We start from the raw sequence: 17,002 nt of genomic DNA on the forward strand, positions 1-17,002 counted from the left end.
TTGTTTTGTTAACAGCGCCTTGATGATGAATCTGGCCATTGTTTCCGCCACTGGATAATCGGTTTGACTGAGTAAAAAAAGGCGGACACACATGAACTGAATGCACTTTCAGGGCTGCACATCAATGCGATTGTGTCGTCATACATTTGCTTGTCTTGCGGGACGTTTCTCGACATTTGCAGTGCTAGCCAACATGTCCTGATTTCTTCGGCCCGGCGTGAAGTGAGGTCCTCATGGTTAAGCTGAAAGAACTCGATGTTGGTGACTGCACGTTCATAGGCGGGGCCGGAGTTGTGTTTCGGAACGGCTAGCACGCCATTGAAGGTGATGATGTCTTGAGGGTCGTCGGCGTCGGTCATTGAAACCGGATAGAGCAACAGCGCCGACTCATCCTGCATGTCCGCCGGATCGCCGTTCTGAGTGTCGCGATTGCCGCGAATCGGAAAGTAGCTCGACTTGAGCGTGGAGTTGCAGCGGGTGCAGGCAATGGCATAGTTCAAGTGATGGTAAGCGAGCTTGTAATACCCGACTTTGCTGCCTGCACCAGTCGTCCAGGCAGGTTTGAATTTTTTCCAGTGCTCGACGTTGTGATTGGGCCAGGTCTTGACTTCGCTTTTGGGGCGATAGTGTTCCACTTCATGGACTTTGCTCGCCAATACCGCGCCTTGAAGCTTGGTCTCGCAGTACGCGCATTTTTCGTGCTGCAGCGTAATGTAGACCTGTTTGATTTCTCCCCAGAAGTCCGAGTCATCGGTATAGCCGCCCGCATCGACGTAGTGCTGGGTTCGCTGCTGGGCACGACCCAACCAGTTCGGTTTTTTGCCGTTGATTAATGCAATCAGCTCAGCTTCCGAAATGGGGTAACGAATCATTCTTTGGACTCTGCCTGCTTACTGCGCTGCGGTTGAGCAACAACTTCAGGCTTGGCTTTGACAGCGCGCGGGCGTCGAACACGAGCAGTGGCCACTTGGACCTTTTGCGGTTTTGCCATGTCTTCGAAGGACATGCCTTCGGCGAGCACTCTCAGGTAGTCGACAGAGGCTTTAACATTGCCCGACACCGCTCGGCGAGCCAGTTCGTTGAGCTTATCCGCCACGGGCGCCGCCCGAGTGCTATCAAGGCCGAAGTAGGGCGACAGCAGAATTTGCTCGGCGCTTTTCCCACGCACATGTTCGGGCAGCCGCTTGACAATGGTCGAGCCGTTTTCCTCTGCCAGCACAAACAGGTTTTGCGACATCAATGAGCCGACGACCAACGGACTATGGGTCGTCAGGATGAACTGAACATTCGGGAGTGCCTTGGCCAGTGTGGGCACTACGCTGCGCTGCCATTCGGGATGCAGGTGCAGATCGATTTCATCGACCATGATCACGCCGCGCATTTCTCTCAGTTTCAAGCCACTGGCGATACCTTTACAGACGTGGAACAGCATGTCGCCGATCCAGCCGATATAGGCCCTGTAACCATCAGACAAGGCGCGGAAGGGCAGAACGATGCCGTTCATTTCGAACAAGTGTTCACGGCCCGTTGGTTGCGTTTGAATTTGGCAGGCCGGTGGCAGCAGTTCATTGATCAGATTGATAACTTGCTTGTAACGGCCCTTGTTTTCCACGGAAAAGGCCGGCAGCCAGTAAGACAGCGGCATGAGCGTCAGGTGGTCTTCGAAAAGGCCTGCAACGCGTTCGTAACGACGTAGACGGGATCGGGTTCGGGCACTTTCATCCACCCGTGCGGATGCTTCCACACGGCGGGTAGCTCCATATCCGACAATGAAAAAGGCCGGGCTTTTTTCATCGAGCTGCATCGCCTCGATCGTTTCATCCGCGCTCTTTGGCGACATATGCCAGCTCATCCGCTCTACCGAGCTGACCGTGCGGACTTCGGTACTCACTGAAAACGTTTCGGGCATGAGGTCCGTCGCAGCTTTCAGCGGTCGTTCTTCTACGGTCGAGATGATGTCGGCGGTCAGAATGGCTGTGTTTTTCTTGAGGTTGACCTTACCGGCGATCTTCGCCGGAGCACGCCGGATCAAGCCTTCAGGTACAAAACCAGAGTTGCCGCTCAGCAACGGTCCGAGTACCGCAAGTGCAACAGCTTTTAGAATGCTGGTCTTGCCGAGACCATTGTCCCCCAGCAATACGTTGACGTTAGGGTATTGGAGGTCTTTGGTGCCCGGCAGATTGAATTCAAGGGTGGCCTTCTCGAAAGACCGCAAGTTTTCTATCTGTAGTTTGCTGATGTGCATCTAATCACCTCTCCCGAAGCAGAGATGGTAGCAAACTCTTTCCTGGCGGGTATCACAAGCCTCCGCTAAGGCATGCTCTCGCGGTTCCAGTATTTGAACAACGGCTCGGCCAGAAACAACACAAACAACAACCGCATCACCTGCATCGCCGTTACCAGCGGTACTGACAATTGCAGGGTCTCTGCCGTCAGGCTCATCTCCGCGATCCCGCCGGGCATCATGCCCAACGTCAATGAACGCAGATCCAGATGAGTCAACGCACTCAACCCCAAGGCAGCCGCCGTGGCAATCAACATGGTCAGCACTGTGCCGATCAAGGTTCGGCCCATGAAGGAAGGCGCGCGCCGGAAAAACTGACGGTTGAAGTGACAACCCAGGCCGCTGCCAATCAGCCATTGGCCGATCTGGCTGCCGCCGTGTGGCAAACCGATATGCAGATCCCAACCGATGCTCACCGCCGCACTCACCAGCAACGGCCCGAACAACCATGGGTTGGGTTGACGCAAACGCTCCCAGAGCCACGCCGCCAGGGCGCCTGCCGGGAATAAAAAGGCCAGCCACCGCCAGTCGACGGCCGTTGCGTGCAACACCGGCGCGCCGTCACCCAGCAAGTATTTGAAGGCTGCCGGTACGCACAGCACCACCACCAGCACCCGCAGGCTTTGCCCTGCCGCCACGCGACTGAGCACTGCGCCATTGCGCGCGCCGAGGTTGACCATCTCGCCGGAGCCGCCGGGCATGCTGGAGAAAAATGCGGTGGCGCGATCCTCACCGGTACGCCGCATCAACCATACGCCGACCACGGCGGACAGGCTGGTGACCAACGCACCGAAGAAGATCAAGCCGAAGTGACTGAGTACCTGCTCCATCACCACCGGGGTGAAGTGCAGGCCGATCCCGATTCCGACGATCCACTGGCCGCACTTGCGGCCGCCAGGGATTTCCGCCAATTGCCAGGGCGTCAGGCAGCGCACCAGGATGATCGCCAGCAACGAGCCGACCATCCATGGCAGCGGCCAGCCGATCTGGCTGGCGAGGTAACCGCCCAGCAGACCGACCAGCGGTGTTCCCCACCAGGCTTTGAGCGGTGTTCGATCAGACATCGGCGATCGCGCGCTGAGCGGCCGAACGTTTGCGCCAGATCCGCAGCAGTGGCATCAGCAGCATGATCGCGGTCAGGACCCAGCAACCGAAGGTGATCGGGCTGGACCAGAGGATTTCCAGTGCACCGTTGGAAATCGACAGGGCGCGACGCAGGTTCTGTTCCATCAGGCCGCCGAGGATGAAGCCCAGCAGGATCGGCGACAGCGGGAAATCCAGCTTGCGCAGGATGTAGCCGAAGATACCGATGCCGATCATCAGGAACAGGTCGAACGTGGTGGCGTGCACCGCGTAGACGCCAATCCCGGTGATGATTGCGATCACCGGCACCAGCGCCCAGTTCGGCACGGCGAGGATGCGGGTGAAGATGCGGATCATCGGGATGTTGAGGATCACCAGCATGATGTTGGCGACGAACAACGAGGCGATCAGGCCCCAGACGATGTCGGGTTGCTGTTGGAACAGCAGCGGCCCCGGCGTGATGTTGTACAGCGACAGAGCGCCGATCATCACCGCCGTGGTGCCCGACCCCGGAACGCCGAGGGTCAGCATTGGCACCAGAGCGCCGCATGCTGCGCCACCGATGGCGGTTTCCGGTGCCGCGAGGCCACGCATATCACCCTGGCCAAACGTGCCTTTGGCCCCGGCGATGCGTTTCTCGGTCATGTAGGCCACGGCGCTGGCCAAGGTTGCGCCGGCCCCCGGCAACACACCCATGATGAAGCCCAGCACGCCGCAACGCAGGTTCACCACGAACACTGCCGAGGCTTCCTTGAAGTTGAACATCATGCGGCCGGTGGCTTTCACAGCTTCCTGGCCATGATGGGTTTTTTCCAGCAGCAGGAGGATTTCGCTGATAGAGAACAGCCCCAACACCAACACCACGAATTGAATGCCGTCAGTCAGGTGGATGTTGTCCCCGGTGAACCGGTACACGCCGCTGTTGGCATCGATACCGACGCTCGACAGAAACAGACCGATCAACGCAGCGATAAAGGTTTTCAGCGGTCGGTCACCGGCCATGCCACCCAGGCAGACAATGGCGAACACCATCAACACGAAGTATTCCGCCGGGCCAAAGGCAATCGCCCATTTCGCCAGCAGCGGGGCGAACAGCACCATGCCGCAGGTGGCGATGAACGCACCGATGAACGAGCTCCACGCGGACAACGACAGTGCGACACCGGCCAGGCCTTTGCGGGCCATCGGGTAGCCGTCGAGGGTGGTCATGACGGTAGAGGCTTCGCCGGGAATGTTCAGCAGGATCGAGCTGATCCGCCCGCCGTATTCGCAGCCCAGGTAAACCGCCGCCAGCAGGATCAGTGCCGATTCCGGTGGCAGGCCGAGGGCGAATGCGATCGGGATCAACAACGCCACGCCGTTGATCGGACCCAGGCCCGGCAACAGGCCAACGACGGTGCCGATCAGGGTGCCGCACAGGGCAGTCACCAGGTTGTACGGGCTCAGCGCAACGCCGAAACCCTGACCCAAATAGCCAAGAGTATCCATATCAGTTCTCCAGAACGTCGAGCACGCCAAGCGGCAGCGGCACGTCCATCAACTTGTCGAACAGCAGATAAAGGCCGACGGCCATTAGCGTGATGATCACGATGCTGGGCAACCAGCGGCCGCCGTACAGGCGCGCCATCGGGATACCGATCAAGGTGCTGGCGACAATGAAACCCAAGGGTTCGAAGGTGCCGGCGAATACCAACAGCAACACGACGCAGATACCGATTTTGGTCAAGGTTTCGCGGTCCATCGGTGGTGCATCGTCGTCATGTTTGATCGGCGCCGGACGAAATACCATGTACAGCAGCGCCAGGCCCATCAGCCCGAGCATCAACAGTGGAAAGGCCCGAGGCCCCACCGGTTCGTAGGAAAATGCCGCTTGGTACGGCCACGCCATCAGCGCCAGGCCAGCGCAGGCCAGCAACAGCGCCGCAGCAAAAATGCGTTGTAAGAGCATGGGAAACTCCTGTGCCGCGACCCCGCGAAACGGGGCCGCAGCCGCTAGACAGAGGCGATCACTGGATCAGGCCGAACTCTTTGGCCAGCACTTTGTAGTCCGCTACCTGCTTCTTCACGTAGGTGTCCAGTTCCGGGCCGGTCATGGCGAACGGGAACAGTTCACGCTGATCGCGCAGCTTGGCGAAGTCTTCGGAAGCCAGGAGCTTGTCGAAGGCAGCTTTCCACCAGGCGTAGTCTTCGTCGCTGACTTTTGGCCCGAGGTAGAAGCCGCGAACCACTGGCCAGACAATGTCGTAGCCTTGTTCTTTGGCGGTCGGGATGTCTTTCATTTCCGGCTCGTCCAGACGCTTTTCGGCGAACACGGCGAGCAGGCGCATGTCGCCGCTCTGGATGTGCGGCATGGAGTCGGAGATGTCGGTGCTGCCGACCTGGATGTGGCCGCCGAGCAGGGCGGTGGCGATTTCACCGCCGCCTTCGAGCGCCACGTAACGCAGGTCACGCGGGTTGATTCCGGCGGCCTTGGCGATCAGTGCGGTTTGCATCCAGTCCTGGCTGCCGACGGTGCCGCCGGAACCGATCACCACTTTGCTCGGATCTTTTTTCAGCGCCTGAACGAGGTCGTCCAGAGTCTTGTAAGGCGAATCGCTTTTAACCGCGATGGCGCCATAGCTGGTGCCAACGGCGGCGAGCCAGCGCACGTTGGTTTCATCGAAACGCCCGAACTTGCCTTGGGCCAGGTTCAGCAACGAACCGCTGGACCAGGCCACCAGCGTGCCGGCATCGGCGGGACGCTGGGCGACCACCGCGTTGTACGCTACCGCGCCGACACCGCCGGGCATGTAGGTCACGCGCATCGGTTTGGTCAGCAGTTTTTCGTTGACCAGCGCGCTCTGCGCCAGTTTGCACGTGAGGTCGAAACCACCGCCCGGCGAGGCCGGGGCGATGCATTCCGGACGCTTGGGTTCGGCCATCAGTTGACCGGCAAACAGCATGCAACTGGCGGCGAGAGCAACTTTACGCATTGATAGGTTCATTCAAGTCTCCTTGGGAGTTGTTGTTATGGACGTGCTGAATTACCAAAGGGCAACGCTATAGCTCACCAGCAGACGCACTTCGTCGGCATCGCGAGCGGAGTAGTTGGAGCGGTAGGTGGCATTACGCAGGCGCACGGCGACATCCTTGAGAGCGCCGCTTTGTACTACATATTTAATCTCGGAGTTGCGTTCCCACTCTTTGCCTTCGTCACCGTTCTTGAGCTTGATGTTGTCACCGCTCACGTAACGGCTCATGAAGGTCAGGCCGGGAATGCCGAGCCTGACGAAGTCGAAGTCATAACGTGCTTGCCAGGAGCGTTCTTCGGCACCGGCAAAGTCGTTGATCTGTACAAAGTTGACCAGGTAAGGGTCGGCGCCATCGACATAAGGGAACGCGCTGTCACCGGACATGTGCTGATAACCGGCGCTGAACTTGTGCCCACTCAAGGCGTAGCTCACCAGGCCATTGAGGGAGGTGTTGTCGATCTTGCCGCCACGGGCTTCGCCGTCATCATCACTGATGGCCAGGCGCAGGTCGGTGCCAAAAGTGCCGGGGCCGAATTTTTCCGAGGCCACCATGCCGAGGAAGTGCTGGCTGTAGACGTTATCGAGTTGCGCGAAGTAGTAACTGCCGGTGATTTTGTCGGTGAACTTGTAGTCCACGCCGCCAAAGTCGAAGTGGTTGCCGGTGACGGTGCCGGCAAAACGGCTGTTCTTGTTGTTGAGGGCGATGTCCTGGTAGTCAGTGCTGTCGCGATCCTTGGCTTTGTCGAGACGCCCGCCGGTGAAGCTCAGGTTCTTCAGCTCTTTGGAGTTCAGCAGCCCGCCTTCAAAGGTCTGCGGCAGGATGCGCCCGTCGTTGGGCTTGAGGATCGGCATTTCCGGAATCAGGCTGCCGATTTTCAGTTCCGTGGCGGAGATTTTCACTTTGCCGGTCAGGCCCAGCTTGGAGTACTCGCCAACCGCGCGCCCGTCATCGGTCGGCAGCAGGCCGGTGCCGGTACGGTCGGGGCTCGAATCGAGCTTGATCCCCAGCATGCCCAATGCATCCACCCCGAACCCTACGGTGCCATCGGTGTAGCCCGATTGCAGATTGAGCATGAAGCCTTGTGCCCATTCGTCTCGCTTGGATTGCTGGACGCTGGTGCCATCGCGAAAGTCGCGGTTGAAATACATGTTGCGGGTTTCAAGTGTTGCCGTACTGTCTTCGAAGAAGGCAGCCTGGCTCAACGGCGAAAAGCCGGCAAGAGCGGCGGCACTGGCAAGCGCGGTGTGGCTGAAACGGGAGAGGCGGGCAGGCGCAAGAGCCTGGGTCTGCAAGGACTGCATGGGTGTCGTACTCCGTTTATTGTTCTTATTTGTCGAAAACGCTTCGAGGCGTTTTTCGGATCGCTGTGTGGCAGCAGCGACGGCAGTCGAAACTGTCCGTGACTCGACTCTAACGGGCTAACCTTTCGCTAGCCTTTCAGCAGACTTTCACGGTTTTCGGGCTTCACAGCAGCGGTTGCGGCTGTAAACTCCGCGCCAAAGAATGGCGTCGACCATCCCTGAATGAGGAAAAGATCCATGCGTGTTCTGCTCGTCGAAGACCATTTGCAGTTAGCCGAAAGTGTCGCCCAGGCGCTCAAGAGCACAGGGCTGACCGTGGATGTGCTGCACGATGGCGTGGCCGCAGACCTGGCCTTGAGCAGCGAGGAGTACGCCATGGCCATTCTCGATGTCGGCCTGCCGCGCATGGATGGTTTTGAAGTGCTCGCGCGCTTGCGTTCGCGGGGGAAAAACCTGCCGGTGCTGATGTTGACCGCTCGCAGTGACGTCAAGGATCGGGTTCATGGCCTGAACCTAGGCGCTGACGATTACCTCGCCAAACCCTTTGAACTGACCGAGCTCGAAGCGCGGGTCAAAGCCCTGTTGCGCCGCAGTGTGCTGGGCGGTGAGCGTCAGCAGCGTTGCGGTGTGCTGGCCTATGACCTGGACACCCGGCGTTTCACGCTGGGCGAAGAGTTGCTGACCCTGACCTCGCGCGAACAGGCTGTCCTGGAGGCATTGATTGCCCGGCCGGGTCGGGTGATGAGCAAAGAGCAGTTGGCCTCCCAGGTGTTTGGTCTGGACGAAGAAGCCAGCCCGGACGCCATCGAAATCTATGTGCATCGCTTGCGCAAGAAACTCGATGGCCAGCCGGTCGCCATCGTGACCTTCCGTGGTCTTGGCTACTTGCTGGAAAGCCGCGATGCATAAGCCCAGCAGCCTGCGCTGGCGGTTGCTGTGGAACCTTGCGCTGTTGCTGGTGGTGTTAATGCTGGCCAGCGGCTTGAGTGCGTACTGGAATGGTCGCGAAGCGGCCGACACCGCCTATGACCGTACGTTGCTGGCGTCGGCGCGAACGATCGCGGCAGGTGTCTCCCAGCGTGATGGAACGCTTAGCGCCGACGTGCCTTACGTGGCGTTGGATACGTTTGCCTACGACAGTGCCGGGCGCATTTTTTACCTGGTCAATGACATCCACCAGAATTTGATTTCCGGTTACGAGAACCTGCCCGCGCCGCCTCCGGGAACGCCTCGCACTGATGACTACCCGGCGCTGGCACGTTTTTACAACGCCACGTATCGGGGGCAGAACGTGCGGGTGGTCAGCCTGCTCAAGCCGGTCAGCGAGCCGAACATGAATGGCATGGCGGAAATTCGTGTGGCGGAAACCGATGAGGCGCGGGTCAGCATGGCGCGCAGTCTGGCCGCCGACACGTTGCTGCGCCTTGGCATGCTGGCGATTGGTGCGCTGCTGTTGGTTTGGTTTGCGGTGAGTGCGGCGTTGCGTCCGCTGGAGCGCTTGCGCACGGCCGTGGAGGAGCGCCAGCCCGACGATTTGCGACCGTTGCCGTTGGTGGAAGTGCAGCGCGAGTTGTGGCCGCTGGTGCGCGGGCTCAATCACTTTACCGAGCGGTTGCGCGAGCAGTTTGAGCGCCAGGCCCAGTTCATCGCCGATGCCGCCCATGAGCTGCGTACGCCGCTGGCGGCGCTCAAGGCGCGCCTTGAGCTTGGCCTGCGCACGAATGAACCCGAAACCTGGCGCAGCACCCTGGAAAGCGCCGCCCAGGGCACGGATCGCCTGACTCACCTTGCCAACCAATTGCTCTCGTTGGCTCGGGTCGAAAACGGTGCCCGGGCGATTGCCGAGGGCGGTGCCCAGTTGCTGGATTTGAGTCAGTTGGCGCGCGAATTGGGCATGGCCATGGCGCCGTTGGCCCACGCGCGCGGTGTTGCCCTGGCACTGGAAGCGGACGAGCCGGTGTGGCTGCGCGGTGAGCCGACGCTGTTGAACGAGCTGCTGAGTAATCTGCTGGATAACGCCCTGGCTCATACGCCGTCGGGCGGCAATGTGATTTTGCGGGTCATGACGCCGGCGGTGTTGGAGGTCGAAGATGATGGCCCGGGGATTCCGGTCGATGAGCGGGATCGAGTGTTCGAGCGCTTTTACCGGCGCAATCAGCAGGTGGCCGGGTCGGGGCTGGGCCTGGCGATTGTCGGCGAGATCTGCCGTGCGCATTTGGCGCAGATCAGCCTGCACGATGGTGAACCGTCAGGATTGAAGGTTCGGGTGAGTTTTATTGCAGGAGAGTGAACGCATCGTGTGTGGTGAAGGGGAGCAATGGAGGTAAGCCCCCCTCGCTATATAGGCTAGTAAAACATCGAACGCGACTCTTCCAGTTCCTTGCACATCGCCTCGTTCTGCGGATCAATCCCAAGCTTCTTGAATGAAGGCACGTTGAACGCATCGATTTTTGCGAGTGGATGGTCGGTGTCCTTGTGGCAGTACAGGCTGGCCACTTGCACCAGATCGACATAATCGACCTGCCCGGATTGACGGTTGAAGTCCAGGTACATCCCCGGCAGCTTCGCCAGCAATTCCGGAAACTCCCAGACCTTGAGCAGTTTTACGCCGATCAAAGGGTGAATGTGGTCGATCACATGGTTGAGGCTGACCGGGTCGGACAGTAGTTCATAGTGATCTTCGGCGTACGTCAAAATCGGCAACACGCCAATCTGATGCACCAGGCCGCCGAGTGCCGCCTGGTCGGGTTTGAGTTGTGTGTAACTGCGGCACAGCGCATAGCTGACCCCGGCGATTTCCAGGCTTTTGCGCCAGACATCGCGCATTTTCTGTGCGACCACCTCGGAGCGGGCGTGGAAAATCTGTTCCATCACCAGGCCGATCGCCAGATTGCTGCTGTAATTGATGCCCAGCCGCGTGATGGCGGTGTGCAGGTCGTTCACTTCCTGAGTGGCGCGCAGCAGCGGGCTGTTGACCACTTTGATCAGGCGCGCCGACAGCGCCGTATCGCGGCCAATCACTTTGCTCAGGGTGCTGACACTGATTTCCGGGTCTTCAGCGGCCTTGCGAATCTGCAGGGCCACTTCCGGTAACGTTGGCAGAACCAGGTCATCGTTATCGATGGCCTCAACCAAATCCTGTTGGACCTTTTCCGCCAGATCGCTCATTTCTTTTCTCTAGGTGTTGCAACAAATGCTGCGGTTAGCGCTGGATTTCTAGATCGCGATCCAGTGAGTAAGGCAGGTCGAGCAAGTTCAGTGCAGGTCCTTCCAGGGCACCGAGATGAATGTCCCCGCCCTCGGCCGCTTCGGCTTGCAGCACGGCCAGGAGTTCAATGGTGTGTTCAGCATTGGCAGCCAGGACTACTTCGCCGATGGAACTGCCGTGGCTCGGGGAAAACAACGGCGTGCCAGGGGCCGGCAGTTCGCTGGCCTCCAGGGTCAGACGATACAAGCGACGCTTGAGTTTGCCCAGGTACTGCATGCGGGCGACGATTTCCTGGCCGGTGTAGCAGCCTTTCTTGAAGCTCACGCCGCCGACGGCTTGCAGATTGAGCATCTGCGGAATGAACAGCTCGCGAGTTTCCGGCATGACCTGACCGATCCCTGCGCGGATCTGGCCCAGCAGCCATTGGTTCAGATTGCCTTCGGCCAACAGGGTGGACAGCTTGCCTTTGATTGCGTCGGCTTGATCGGCGGCGACCCACAGTTCAGCGCGATCCGGCGAGACGCGGATGGCGATCAGGCCTTCGTGACGCACGACACTGTCGGTGTCTGCCGGTAATTCAAGACCGAGACTGCTCAGCGCGGTATCGCCATGGTCGATCCCGAAACGGACCCAGGCGGCGCTTTCGTCGGTCAGTTTGGATTTGGAGAACACGGCGTACTTTTTCAGGTCGGCCAACTGCGGTTCCAGCAGTTCGGTGGCCATGGCCAGCACAACGCCGTCGCTTTCCAGCAGGATGCGGAAACTCGACTGCATCCGGCCTTTTTGCGTGCAGCGTGCGCCAAGGCTAGCCTGGGTATCGCTCAAGTAATTGAGGTTGCAGGTCAATTGGCCTTGCAGGAATTTACCAGCATCCACGCCGCGGACCGCGAGAACGCCTTCGTGAGACAGGGTGCAGAAAAAAGCAGAATCGGCCATGAGTCATCGCAGGGTAAAGAGTCTGGGGGACATCATAAGGTGGCGCCCTGGAAATGGGTAGTTCACAAAAGGAGGTGGTGCCCGACCAAAGCCGACTGTTCGACACTGTCCGGGGCTGTATACTTGCCGCCTATTTGAGGAGCGCTCCATGGTCGAAGATGTTGAACTGAATCGCCTCTACTGGCACAGCCGCCGCGGCATGCTTGAGTTGGACGTGTTGCTGGTGCCGTTTGTGAAAGAAGTTTATGCGCACCTCAACGAAGTAGATCGTGCCTGTTACGTCCGGCTGCTCGAATGCGAAGATCAGGACATGTTCGGCTGGTTCATGGAACGCACCGAATCGGAAGATCCAGAGCTTCAGCGCATGGTTCGCATGATCCTGGACCGTGTCCAGCCCAAGTAATATGTTCGAATGCCGCTGGCATGCCTCTCGGCAGTTGCTGGCGGCGTATGGTGTGGCCCAGCTGTTCGCGCTGGGTTCGTTGATTCTTCTATCCATACCGGCCTGGGCCAGCCTGCTCGGCATTGCGCTGTGCGCGGCTCACGGTTTTTGGGTGTTACCCAGACAGATCTTGCTCAAACACCCACAGGCCTTCTGCGGCTTGCGCCGGGACGCCGATGGCTGGCAATTGTGGAATCGGGCCGCGGGTTGGCAAGCCGTGCAGTTGCGCCCGGACAGCCTGGCGCTGCCATTGATCGTGGTGCTGCGGTTTCGCCTGCGCGGCGAACGGCGGATCAGGTCGATCTGCGTACCCCGCGACTCGCAGGCGGCGGATGTGCACCGACGCCTGCGGGTTCGCCTCACGTTCAGTCGGCGTAGGTGGGCGGCACCAGAATAGTGTCCAGGGCGACCGGGAGCATGTTGGGGTAGTCGAGGGTGTAATGCAGGCCCCGGCTTTCCTTGCGCGCCATGGCTGACTGGATCATCAGTTCTGCTACCTGAGCCAGGTTACGCAATTCGATCAAATCACGGCTGACCTTGTAGTTGCTGTAGAACTCGTCAATTTCGTCCAGCAATAGCTGCACGCGGTGCTGGGCTCGTTGCAAGCGCTTGTTGGTGCGCACGATGCCGACGTAGTCCCACATGAATCGCCGCAGTTCATCCCAGTTGTGCGCGATGATCACGTCTTCGTCGGAATCGGTCACCTGGCTCGCATCCCAGATGGGTAGGGCGGCTGGAATCGACACGTGTGGCAACTGCTCAAGAATGTCCGCTGCCGCCGAACGGGCATAAACGAAGCACTCCAGCAACGAGTTGCTGGCCATGCGGTTGGCGCCGTGCAGTCCGGTAAAACTGGTTTCGCCAATGGCATACAGCCCCGGTACGTCGGTGCGACCGTTTTGATCAACCATCACGCCGCCACAGGTGTAGTGCGCCGCTGGCACTACCGGAATCGGTTGCTTGGTGATGTCGATGGAAAACTCGAGGCAGCGTTCGTATACCGTCGGGAAGTGGGTCTTGATGAACGCTTCGGGCTTGTGGCTGATGTCCAGATAGACACAATCGACACCCAGGCGCTTCATTTCATGGTCGATGGCCCGGGCCACGATGTCCCGTGGTGCCAGTTCTGCGCGCGGGTCGAAGCGTTGCATGAAGCGTTCGCCATTGGGCAGCTTCAAGTGCGCACCTTCGCCGCGCAGGGCTTCGGTGACCAAGAAGCTTTTTGCCTGCGGATGGTAAAGGCAGGTGGGGTGAAACTGGTTGAATTCCAGGTTCGCCACCCGGCAGCCAGAGCGCCAGGCCATGGCGATGCCGTCGCCGCAGGCTCCGTCGGGGTTGCTGGTATACAGGTAGACTTTGGCCGCGCCGCCGGAGGCGAGGATGACGAAGCGTGCGCCGTAGGTATCGACTTCGCCGGTCCCGCGATTGAGGACGTAGGCGCCGAGGCAGCGGTCGCCCTCAAGGCCGAGGCGTTTTTCGGTGATCAGGTCCACCGCGACCCGCTGTTCCAGCAATTCGATATTCGGGCGTTGCCTGGCTTGGGCCAGTAGCGTTCTGAATATCGCGGCGCCCGTTGCATCCGCGGCATGAATGATGCGCCGATGGCTGTGGCCACCCTCGCGGGTCAGGTGAAACTCGAAGCCGCCGTCTTCGGTGCCGGATTGTTCATCACGGGTAAAGGGCACGCCTTGGTCGATCAACCATTGGATCGCCTCTTTACTGTGCTCGACGGTAAAACGCACAGCGTCTTCATGGCACAGGCCACCGCCGGCGTTGAGGGTGTCATCGACGTGGGACTCGACGGTATCGGAGTCATCCAGAACGGCTGCAACGCCGCCCTGGGCCCAGAATGTCGAGCCGTTGGCGAGGTCGCCTTTGCTCAGTACCGCAATGCGCAAATGACCAGGCAAGGTCAGCGCAAGGCTCAAACCGGCAGCACCGCTGCCAATGACCAGAACATCGTGTTGAAACTGTTGGCTCATTTCAGGATTCCGCTCAAAGCGACCCGGGTCGGGGTTGGCGCGAGACTGCTGTAACGGCGAGTCAGGGCGGCCACACAGCCCACTAGTATATAGAGGGGTGGGGCGGCACAATACCCGTGCGCACATGGCATTGTGAAACTACTGTGACGGGAAAAACCTGACGCTTCGTCGGATGGTTTTTTGAACGGTTCGACGACAAGACGACTGTATCGTCGATTTAACAGTATTTTTCTATTCACGGTTGCACAATGTCGGTGCCGTCTGGTTATAAATATTTGGAACTTTTGCCAAAGGCTCAAGATCAATAGACGGTTGCCTGATTCAAGGGACAGTGTCGGCTTCAGGTGCAGGATCTGCGGGTTGGATCCTTGCCGGCGAATCCGATGACAAGATTATTCGCGCAGCCGGGGAATCTCGCGCTGCGCTTTTCGTGCGTGCCGAATCAGAGCGCGCAGGAAACTTGCTTGGAGGGGGAGAACTTTTGCGAAAAGCCCGAGTCTATGTTTGCAAGTCCGGTCGTTTAGTAATGCAAGCCTCCTCCGAGCTTATCGAGGAGTGTTCATGCTAACCCAGGAAGAGGATCAGCAGCTGGTCGAACGCGTTCAACGCGGCGACAAGCGTGCTTTCGATCTGCTAGTGCTGAAATACCAGCACAAAATTCTCGGGTTGATCGTGCGTTTCGTGCACGACACCCATGAAGCCCAGGATGTGGCACAAGAAGCCTTTATCAAGGCATACCGTGCACTTGGAAATTTTCGCGGGGACAGCGCGTTTTACACGTGGCTTTACCGCATCGCCATTAACACGGCGAAAAACTATCTGGTTTCACGCGGCCGTCGGCCGCCGGATAGCGATGTCAGTTCCGAGGATGCAGAGTTCTACGATGGCGATCATGGCCTCAAGGATCTCGAGTCGCCAGAACGCGCGTTGCTGCGGGATGAGATCGAAGGCACCGTCCATCGAACCATTCAGCAACTGCCAGAAGATTTACGTACGGCATTAACTTTACGTGAATTCGATGGTCTGAGTTACGAGGACATTGCGGCAGTCATGCAGTGTCCGGTGGGTACCGTGCGCTCCCGGATTTTCCGCGCCCGGGAGGCCATCGATAAAGCCCTGCAGCCGTTGTTGCAGGAAAACTGAGACAGCGGCGATAGCCAAGAGAGGAACGCCATGAGTCGTGAAGCCCTGCAGGAATCGCTGTCCGCAGTGATGGATAACGAAGCGGACGAACTGGAATTGCGTCGGGTACTGAATGCCTTTGACGATGTTGAAACCCGTGAAACCTGGGCTCGTTACCAAATCGCTCGGGCAGTCATGCACAAGGACTTGTTGCTTCCACGCCTGGATATCGCTGCGGCAGTATCGGCTGCATTGGCCGATGAAGCCGTGCCGGCAAAAGCCTCCCGTGGTCCTTGGCGCAGCCTGGGTCGTCTGGCAGTCGCTGCATCGGTAACACTTGCTGTGCTGGCTGGCGTTCGTTTGTACAATCAGGACGAGATCGCTGGTGTAGAACTGGCTCAGCAATCCAATCAACCGGGTCTGGCCGTTCCTCAGGTCAAGGGGCCAGCTGTATTGGCAGGCTACAATGAGAGTTCGGAAGCCACTGGCCCTATGGCCAACGGTGTATTGCAAGGTCAGCCAGGCTGGCACGATCAGCGTCTGCCAAGCTACTTGCGCCAACATGCTCAACAGGCTGCATTGAAAGGCACTGAAAGTGCGCTGCCTTATGCTCGTGCAGCAAGCCTGGAAAACCGTTAAGGAGGATCATGCGCTCCATACCTCTACTTTCGCTTCTGCTCGCAGGCTGGATTGTTGTTCCAGCCCACGCTGATGAAGCCCAGGACTGGTTGACCCGCTTGGGTCAGGCCGAGCAACAGCAAAGCTTTCACGGCACATTCGTTTACGAGCGTAACGGTAGTTTTTCTACCCATAACATCTGGCATCGCGTCCAGGATGGCAAAGTCCGAGAGCGTTTACTCCAGCTTGACGGCTCCGCACAGGAAGTCGTACGCATTGATGGGCATACTCAATGCGTTAGCGGCACCCTGATAGCAGGACTTGGGGATACTCCCAACTCCGCTGCTCGTGCACTGGATCCCCAAAAGTTAAAGAATTGGTATGACCTTGCCGTCATTGGCAAGTCGCGTGTGGCTGGGCGTGCCGCGGTGATTGTTTCACTGACGCCACGTGATCAGCACCGATACGGTTTTGAGCTTCATTTGGATAAAGAGACCGGCCTGCCGCTCAAGTCATTGCTACTCAATGACAAAGGGCAGTTGCTGGAGCGATTCCAGTTCACACAACTGGACACCGCGGAAGTGCCATCAGACCAGGATTTACAGCCCGGCGCCGAATGTAAGGCCATCACTTTTGACAGTGACAAGGCTTCCGCCGTCAAAGTCGCTCAGGTCTGGCATTCGGACTGGTTACCGCCGGGTTTCGAATTGACCAGCAGCAGTGCTCGAAAGGATCCGCAGACCAAGACCCAGGTCAATAGCCTGATGTATGACGACGGTCTGGCGCGGTTCTCGGTATTTCTCGAGCCATTGAATGGCGCAACTGTGACGGACACTCGCACACAATTGGGACCAACCGTTGCTGTATCCCGGCGCCTGACCACGCCTCAAGGCGAAATGATGGTGACGGTGGTCGGTGAGATCCCGATTGGCACAGCTGAACGGATCGCGCTCTCCATGCGCAACGATGCCACTGCAACCAAGTAGTGAGCCGATTTCGAAATGTTTGGTGAGC

Annotated in this window: 17 protein-coding genes; 7 read left to right on the forward strand and 10 right to left on the reverse strand. The window is 58.8% G+C overall.

What is annotated here, in order from left to right:
• Positions 1-8 precede the first annotated feature (8 nt).
• The 7 genes from AB4N76_RS20845 to AB4N76_RS20875 form a co-directional block, all read right to left on the reverse strand.
• Complete coding sequence (locus AB4N76_RS20845; protein WP_460163455.1) at positions 9-872, reverse strand: hypothetical protein; 864 nt, start codon at positions 870-872, stop codon at positions 9-11.
• Complete coding sequence (locus tag AB4N76_RS20850) at positions 869-2,245, reverse strand: AAA family ATPase (RefSeq protein WP_052961881.1); 1,377 nt, start codon at positions 2,243-2,245, stop codon at positions 869-871. Before AB4N76_RS20850 ends, AB4N76_RS20845 begins: the two co-directional genes overlap by 4 nt.
• A 65-nt stretch (positions 2,246-2,310) precedes the next feature.
• A complete protein-coding gene (locus AB4N76_RS20855) occupies positions 2,311-3,348 on the reverse strand; it encodes an AbrB family transcriptional regulator (RefSeq protein ID WP_046029486.1) in 1,038 nt (345 codons plus the stop codon).
• The gene (locus tag AB4N76_RS20860) at positions 3,341-4,855 is read right to left on the reverse strand and encodes a tripartite tricarboxylate transporter permease (protein WP_046029488.1); all 1,515 of its coding nucleotides are present in this window, start codon (positions 4,853-4,855) and stop codon (positions 3,341-3,343) included. The genes AB4N76_RS20855 and AB4N76_RS20860 overlap by 8 nt, the downstream gene beginning before the upstream one ends.
• Before the next feature lies 1 nt (position 4,856).
• Complete coding sequence (locus AB4N76_RS20865; protein WP_460163456.1) at positions 4,857-5,315, reverse strand: tripartite tricarboxylate transporter TctB family protein; 459 nt, start codon at positions 5,313-5,315, stop codon at positions 4,857-4,859.
• A 58-nt stretch (positions 5,316-5,373) separates the two neighbouring features.
• Positions 5,374-6,351, reverse strand: a complete 978-nt coding sequence (locus tag AB4N76_RS20870; RefSeq protein WP_046029492.1) for a Bug family tripartite tricarboxylate transporter substrate binding protein — start codon at positions 6,349-6,351, stop codon at positions 5,374-5,376.
• Between the two features lie 39 nt (positions 6,352-6,390).
• Positions 6,391-7,680, reverse strand: a complete 1,290-nt coding sequence (locus tag AB4N76_RS20875; RefSeq protein ID WP_460163457.1) for an OprD family porin — start codon at positions 7,678-7,680, stop codon at positions 6,391-6,393.
• Between the two features lie 237 nt (positions 7,681-7,917).
• Here AB4N76_RS20875 and AB4N76_RS20880 point away from each other — a divergent pair, with 237 nt between their 5' ends.
• Both AB4N76_RS20880 and AB4N76_RS20885 read left to right on the forward strand, forming a co-directional pair.
• A complete protein-coding gene (locus AB4N76_RS20880) occupies positions 7,918-8,589 on the forward strand; it encodes a response regulator (RefSeq protein ID WP_007944085.1) in 672 nt (223 codons plus the stop codon).
• Complete coding sequence (locus AB4N76_RS20885; RefSeq protein ID WP_109787395.1) at positions 8,582-9,970, forward strand: sensor histidine kinase; 1,389 nt, start codon at positions 8,582-8,584, stop codon at positions 9,968-9,970. The genes AB4N76_RS20880 and AB4N76_RS20885 overlap by 8 nt, the downstream gene beginning before the upstream one ends.
• Positions 9,971-10,026: 56 nt before the next feature.
• On the opposite strand, the gene AB4N76_RS20890 is transcribed toward AB4N76_RS20885, so the two are convergent.
• On the reverse strand, positions 10,027-10,848 hold the full coding sequence (locus tag AB4N76_RS20890) for an HDOD domain-containing protein (protein WP_046029500.1): 822 nt from the start codon (positions 10,846-10,848) through the stop codon (positions 10,027-10,029).
• A gap of 34 nt (positions 10,849-10,882) precedes the next feature.
• A complete protein-coding gene (gene ygfZ, locus AB4N76_RS20895; protein WP_046029503.1) occupies positions 10,883-11,824 on the reverse strand; it encodes a CAF17-like 4Fe-4S cluster assembly/insertion protein YgfZ in 942 nt (313 codons plus the stop codon).
• A 148-nt stretch (positions 11,825-11,972) separates the two neighbouring features.
• Between ygfZ and AB4N76_RS20900 the strand changes: the two genes are divergently transcribed.
• Both AB4N76_RS20900 and AB4N76_RS20905 read left to right on the forward strand, forming a co-directional pair.
• Positions 11,973-12,227: an FAD assembly factor SdhE gene (locus AB4N76_RS20900; protein WP_046029504.1), complete on the forward strand. Its 255-nt coding sequence runs from the start codon at positions 11,973-11,975 to the stop codon at positions 12,225-12,227.
• Positions 12,211-12,663, forward strand: coding sequence for a protein YgfX (locus AB4N76_RS20905; RefSeq protein WP_460163458.1), 453 nt, complete (start codon positions 12,211-12,213; stop codon positions 12,661-12,663). Before AB4N76_RS20900 ends, AB4N76_RS20905 begins: the two co-directional genes overlap by 17 nt.
• On the opposite strand, the gene nadB is transcribed toward AB4N76_RS20905, so the two are convergent.
• A complete protein-coding gene (gene nadB, locus AB4N76_RS20910; protein ID WP_046029507.1) occupies positions 12,632-14,248 on the reverse strand; it encodes an L-aspartate oxidase in 1,617 nt (538 codons plus the stop codon). The genes AB4N76_RS20905 and nadB overlap by 32 nt on opposite strands.
• Before the next feature lie 561 nt (positions 14,249-14,809).
• On the opposite strand from nadB, the gene rpoE reads away from it, so the two are divergent.
• The 3 genes from rpoE to AB4N76_RS20925 are packed head-to-tail and all read left to right on the forward strand — an operon-like array spanning position 14,810 to position 16,974.
• Positions 14,810-15,391, forward strand: a complete 582-nt coding sequence (rpoE, locus tag AB4N76_RS20915) for an RNA polymerase sigma factor RpoE (protein ID WP_007944079.1) — start codon at positions 14,810-14,812, stop codon at positions 15,389-15,391.
• Between the two features lie 30 nt (positions 15,392-15,421).
• Positions 15,422-16,009, forward strand: a complete 588-nt coding sequence (locus AB4N76_RS20920; RefSeq protein ID WP_046029509.1) for a sigma-E factor negative regulatory protein — start codon at positions 15,422-15,424, stop codon at positions 16,007-16,009.
• A gap of 8 nt (positions 16,010-16,017) precedes the next feature.
• Positions 16,018-16,974: a MucB/RseB C-terminal domain-containing protein gene (locus AB4N76_RS20925; RefSeq protein ID WP_046029511.1), complete on the forward strand. Its 957-nt coding sequence runs from the start codon at positions 16,018-16,020 to the stop codon at positions 16,972-16,974.
• Positions 16,975-17,002 lie beyond the last annotated feature (28 nt).

The sequence above is a fragment of the Pseudomonas sp. S2_F03 genome (genome assembly GCF_054668335.1).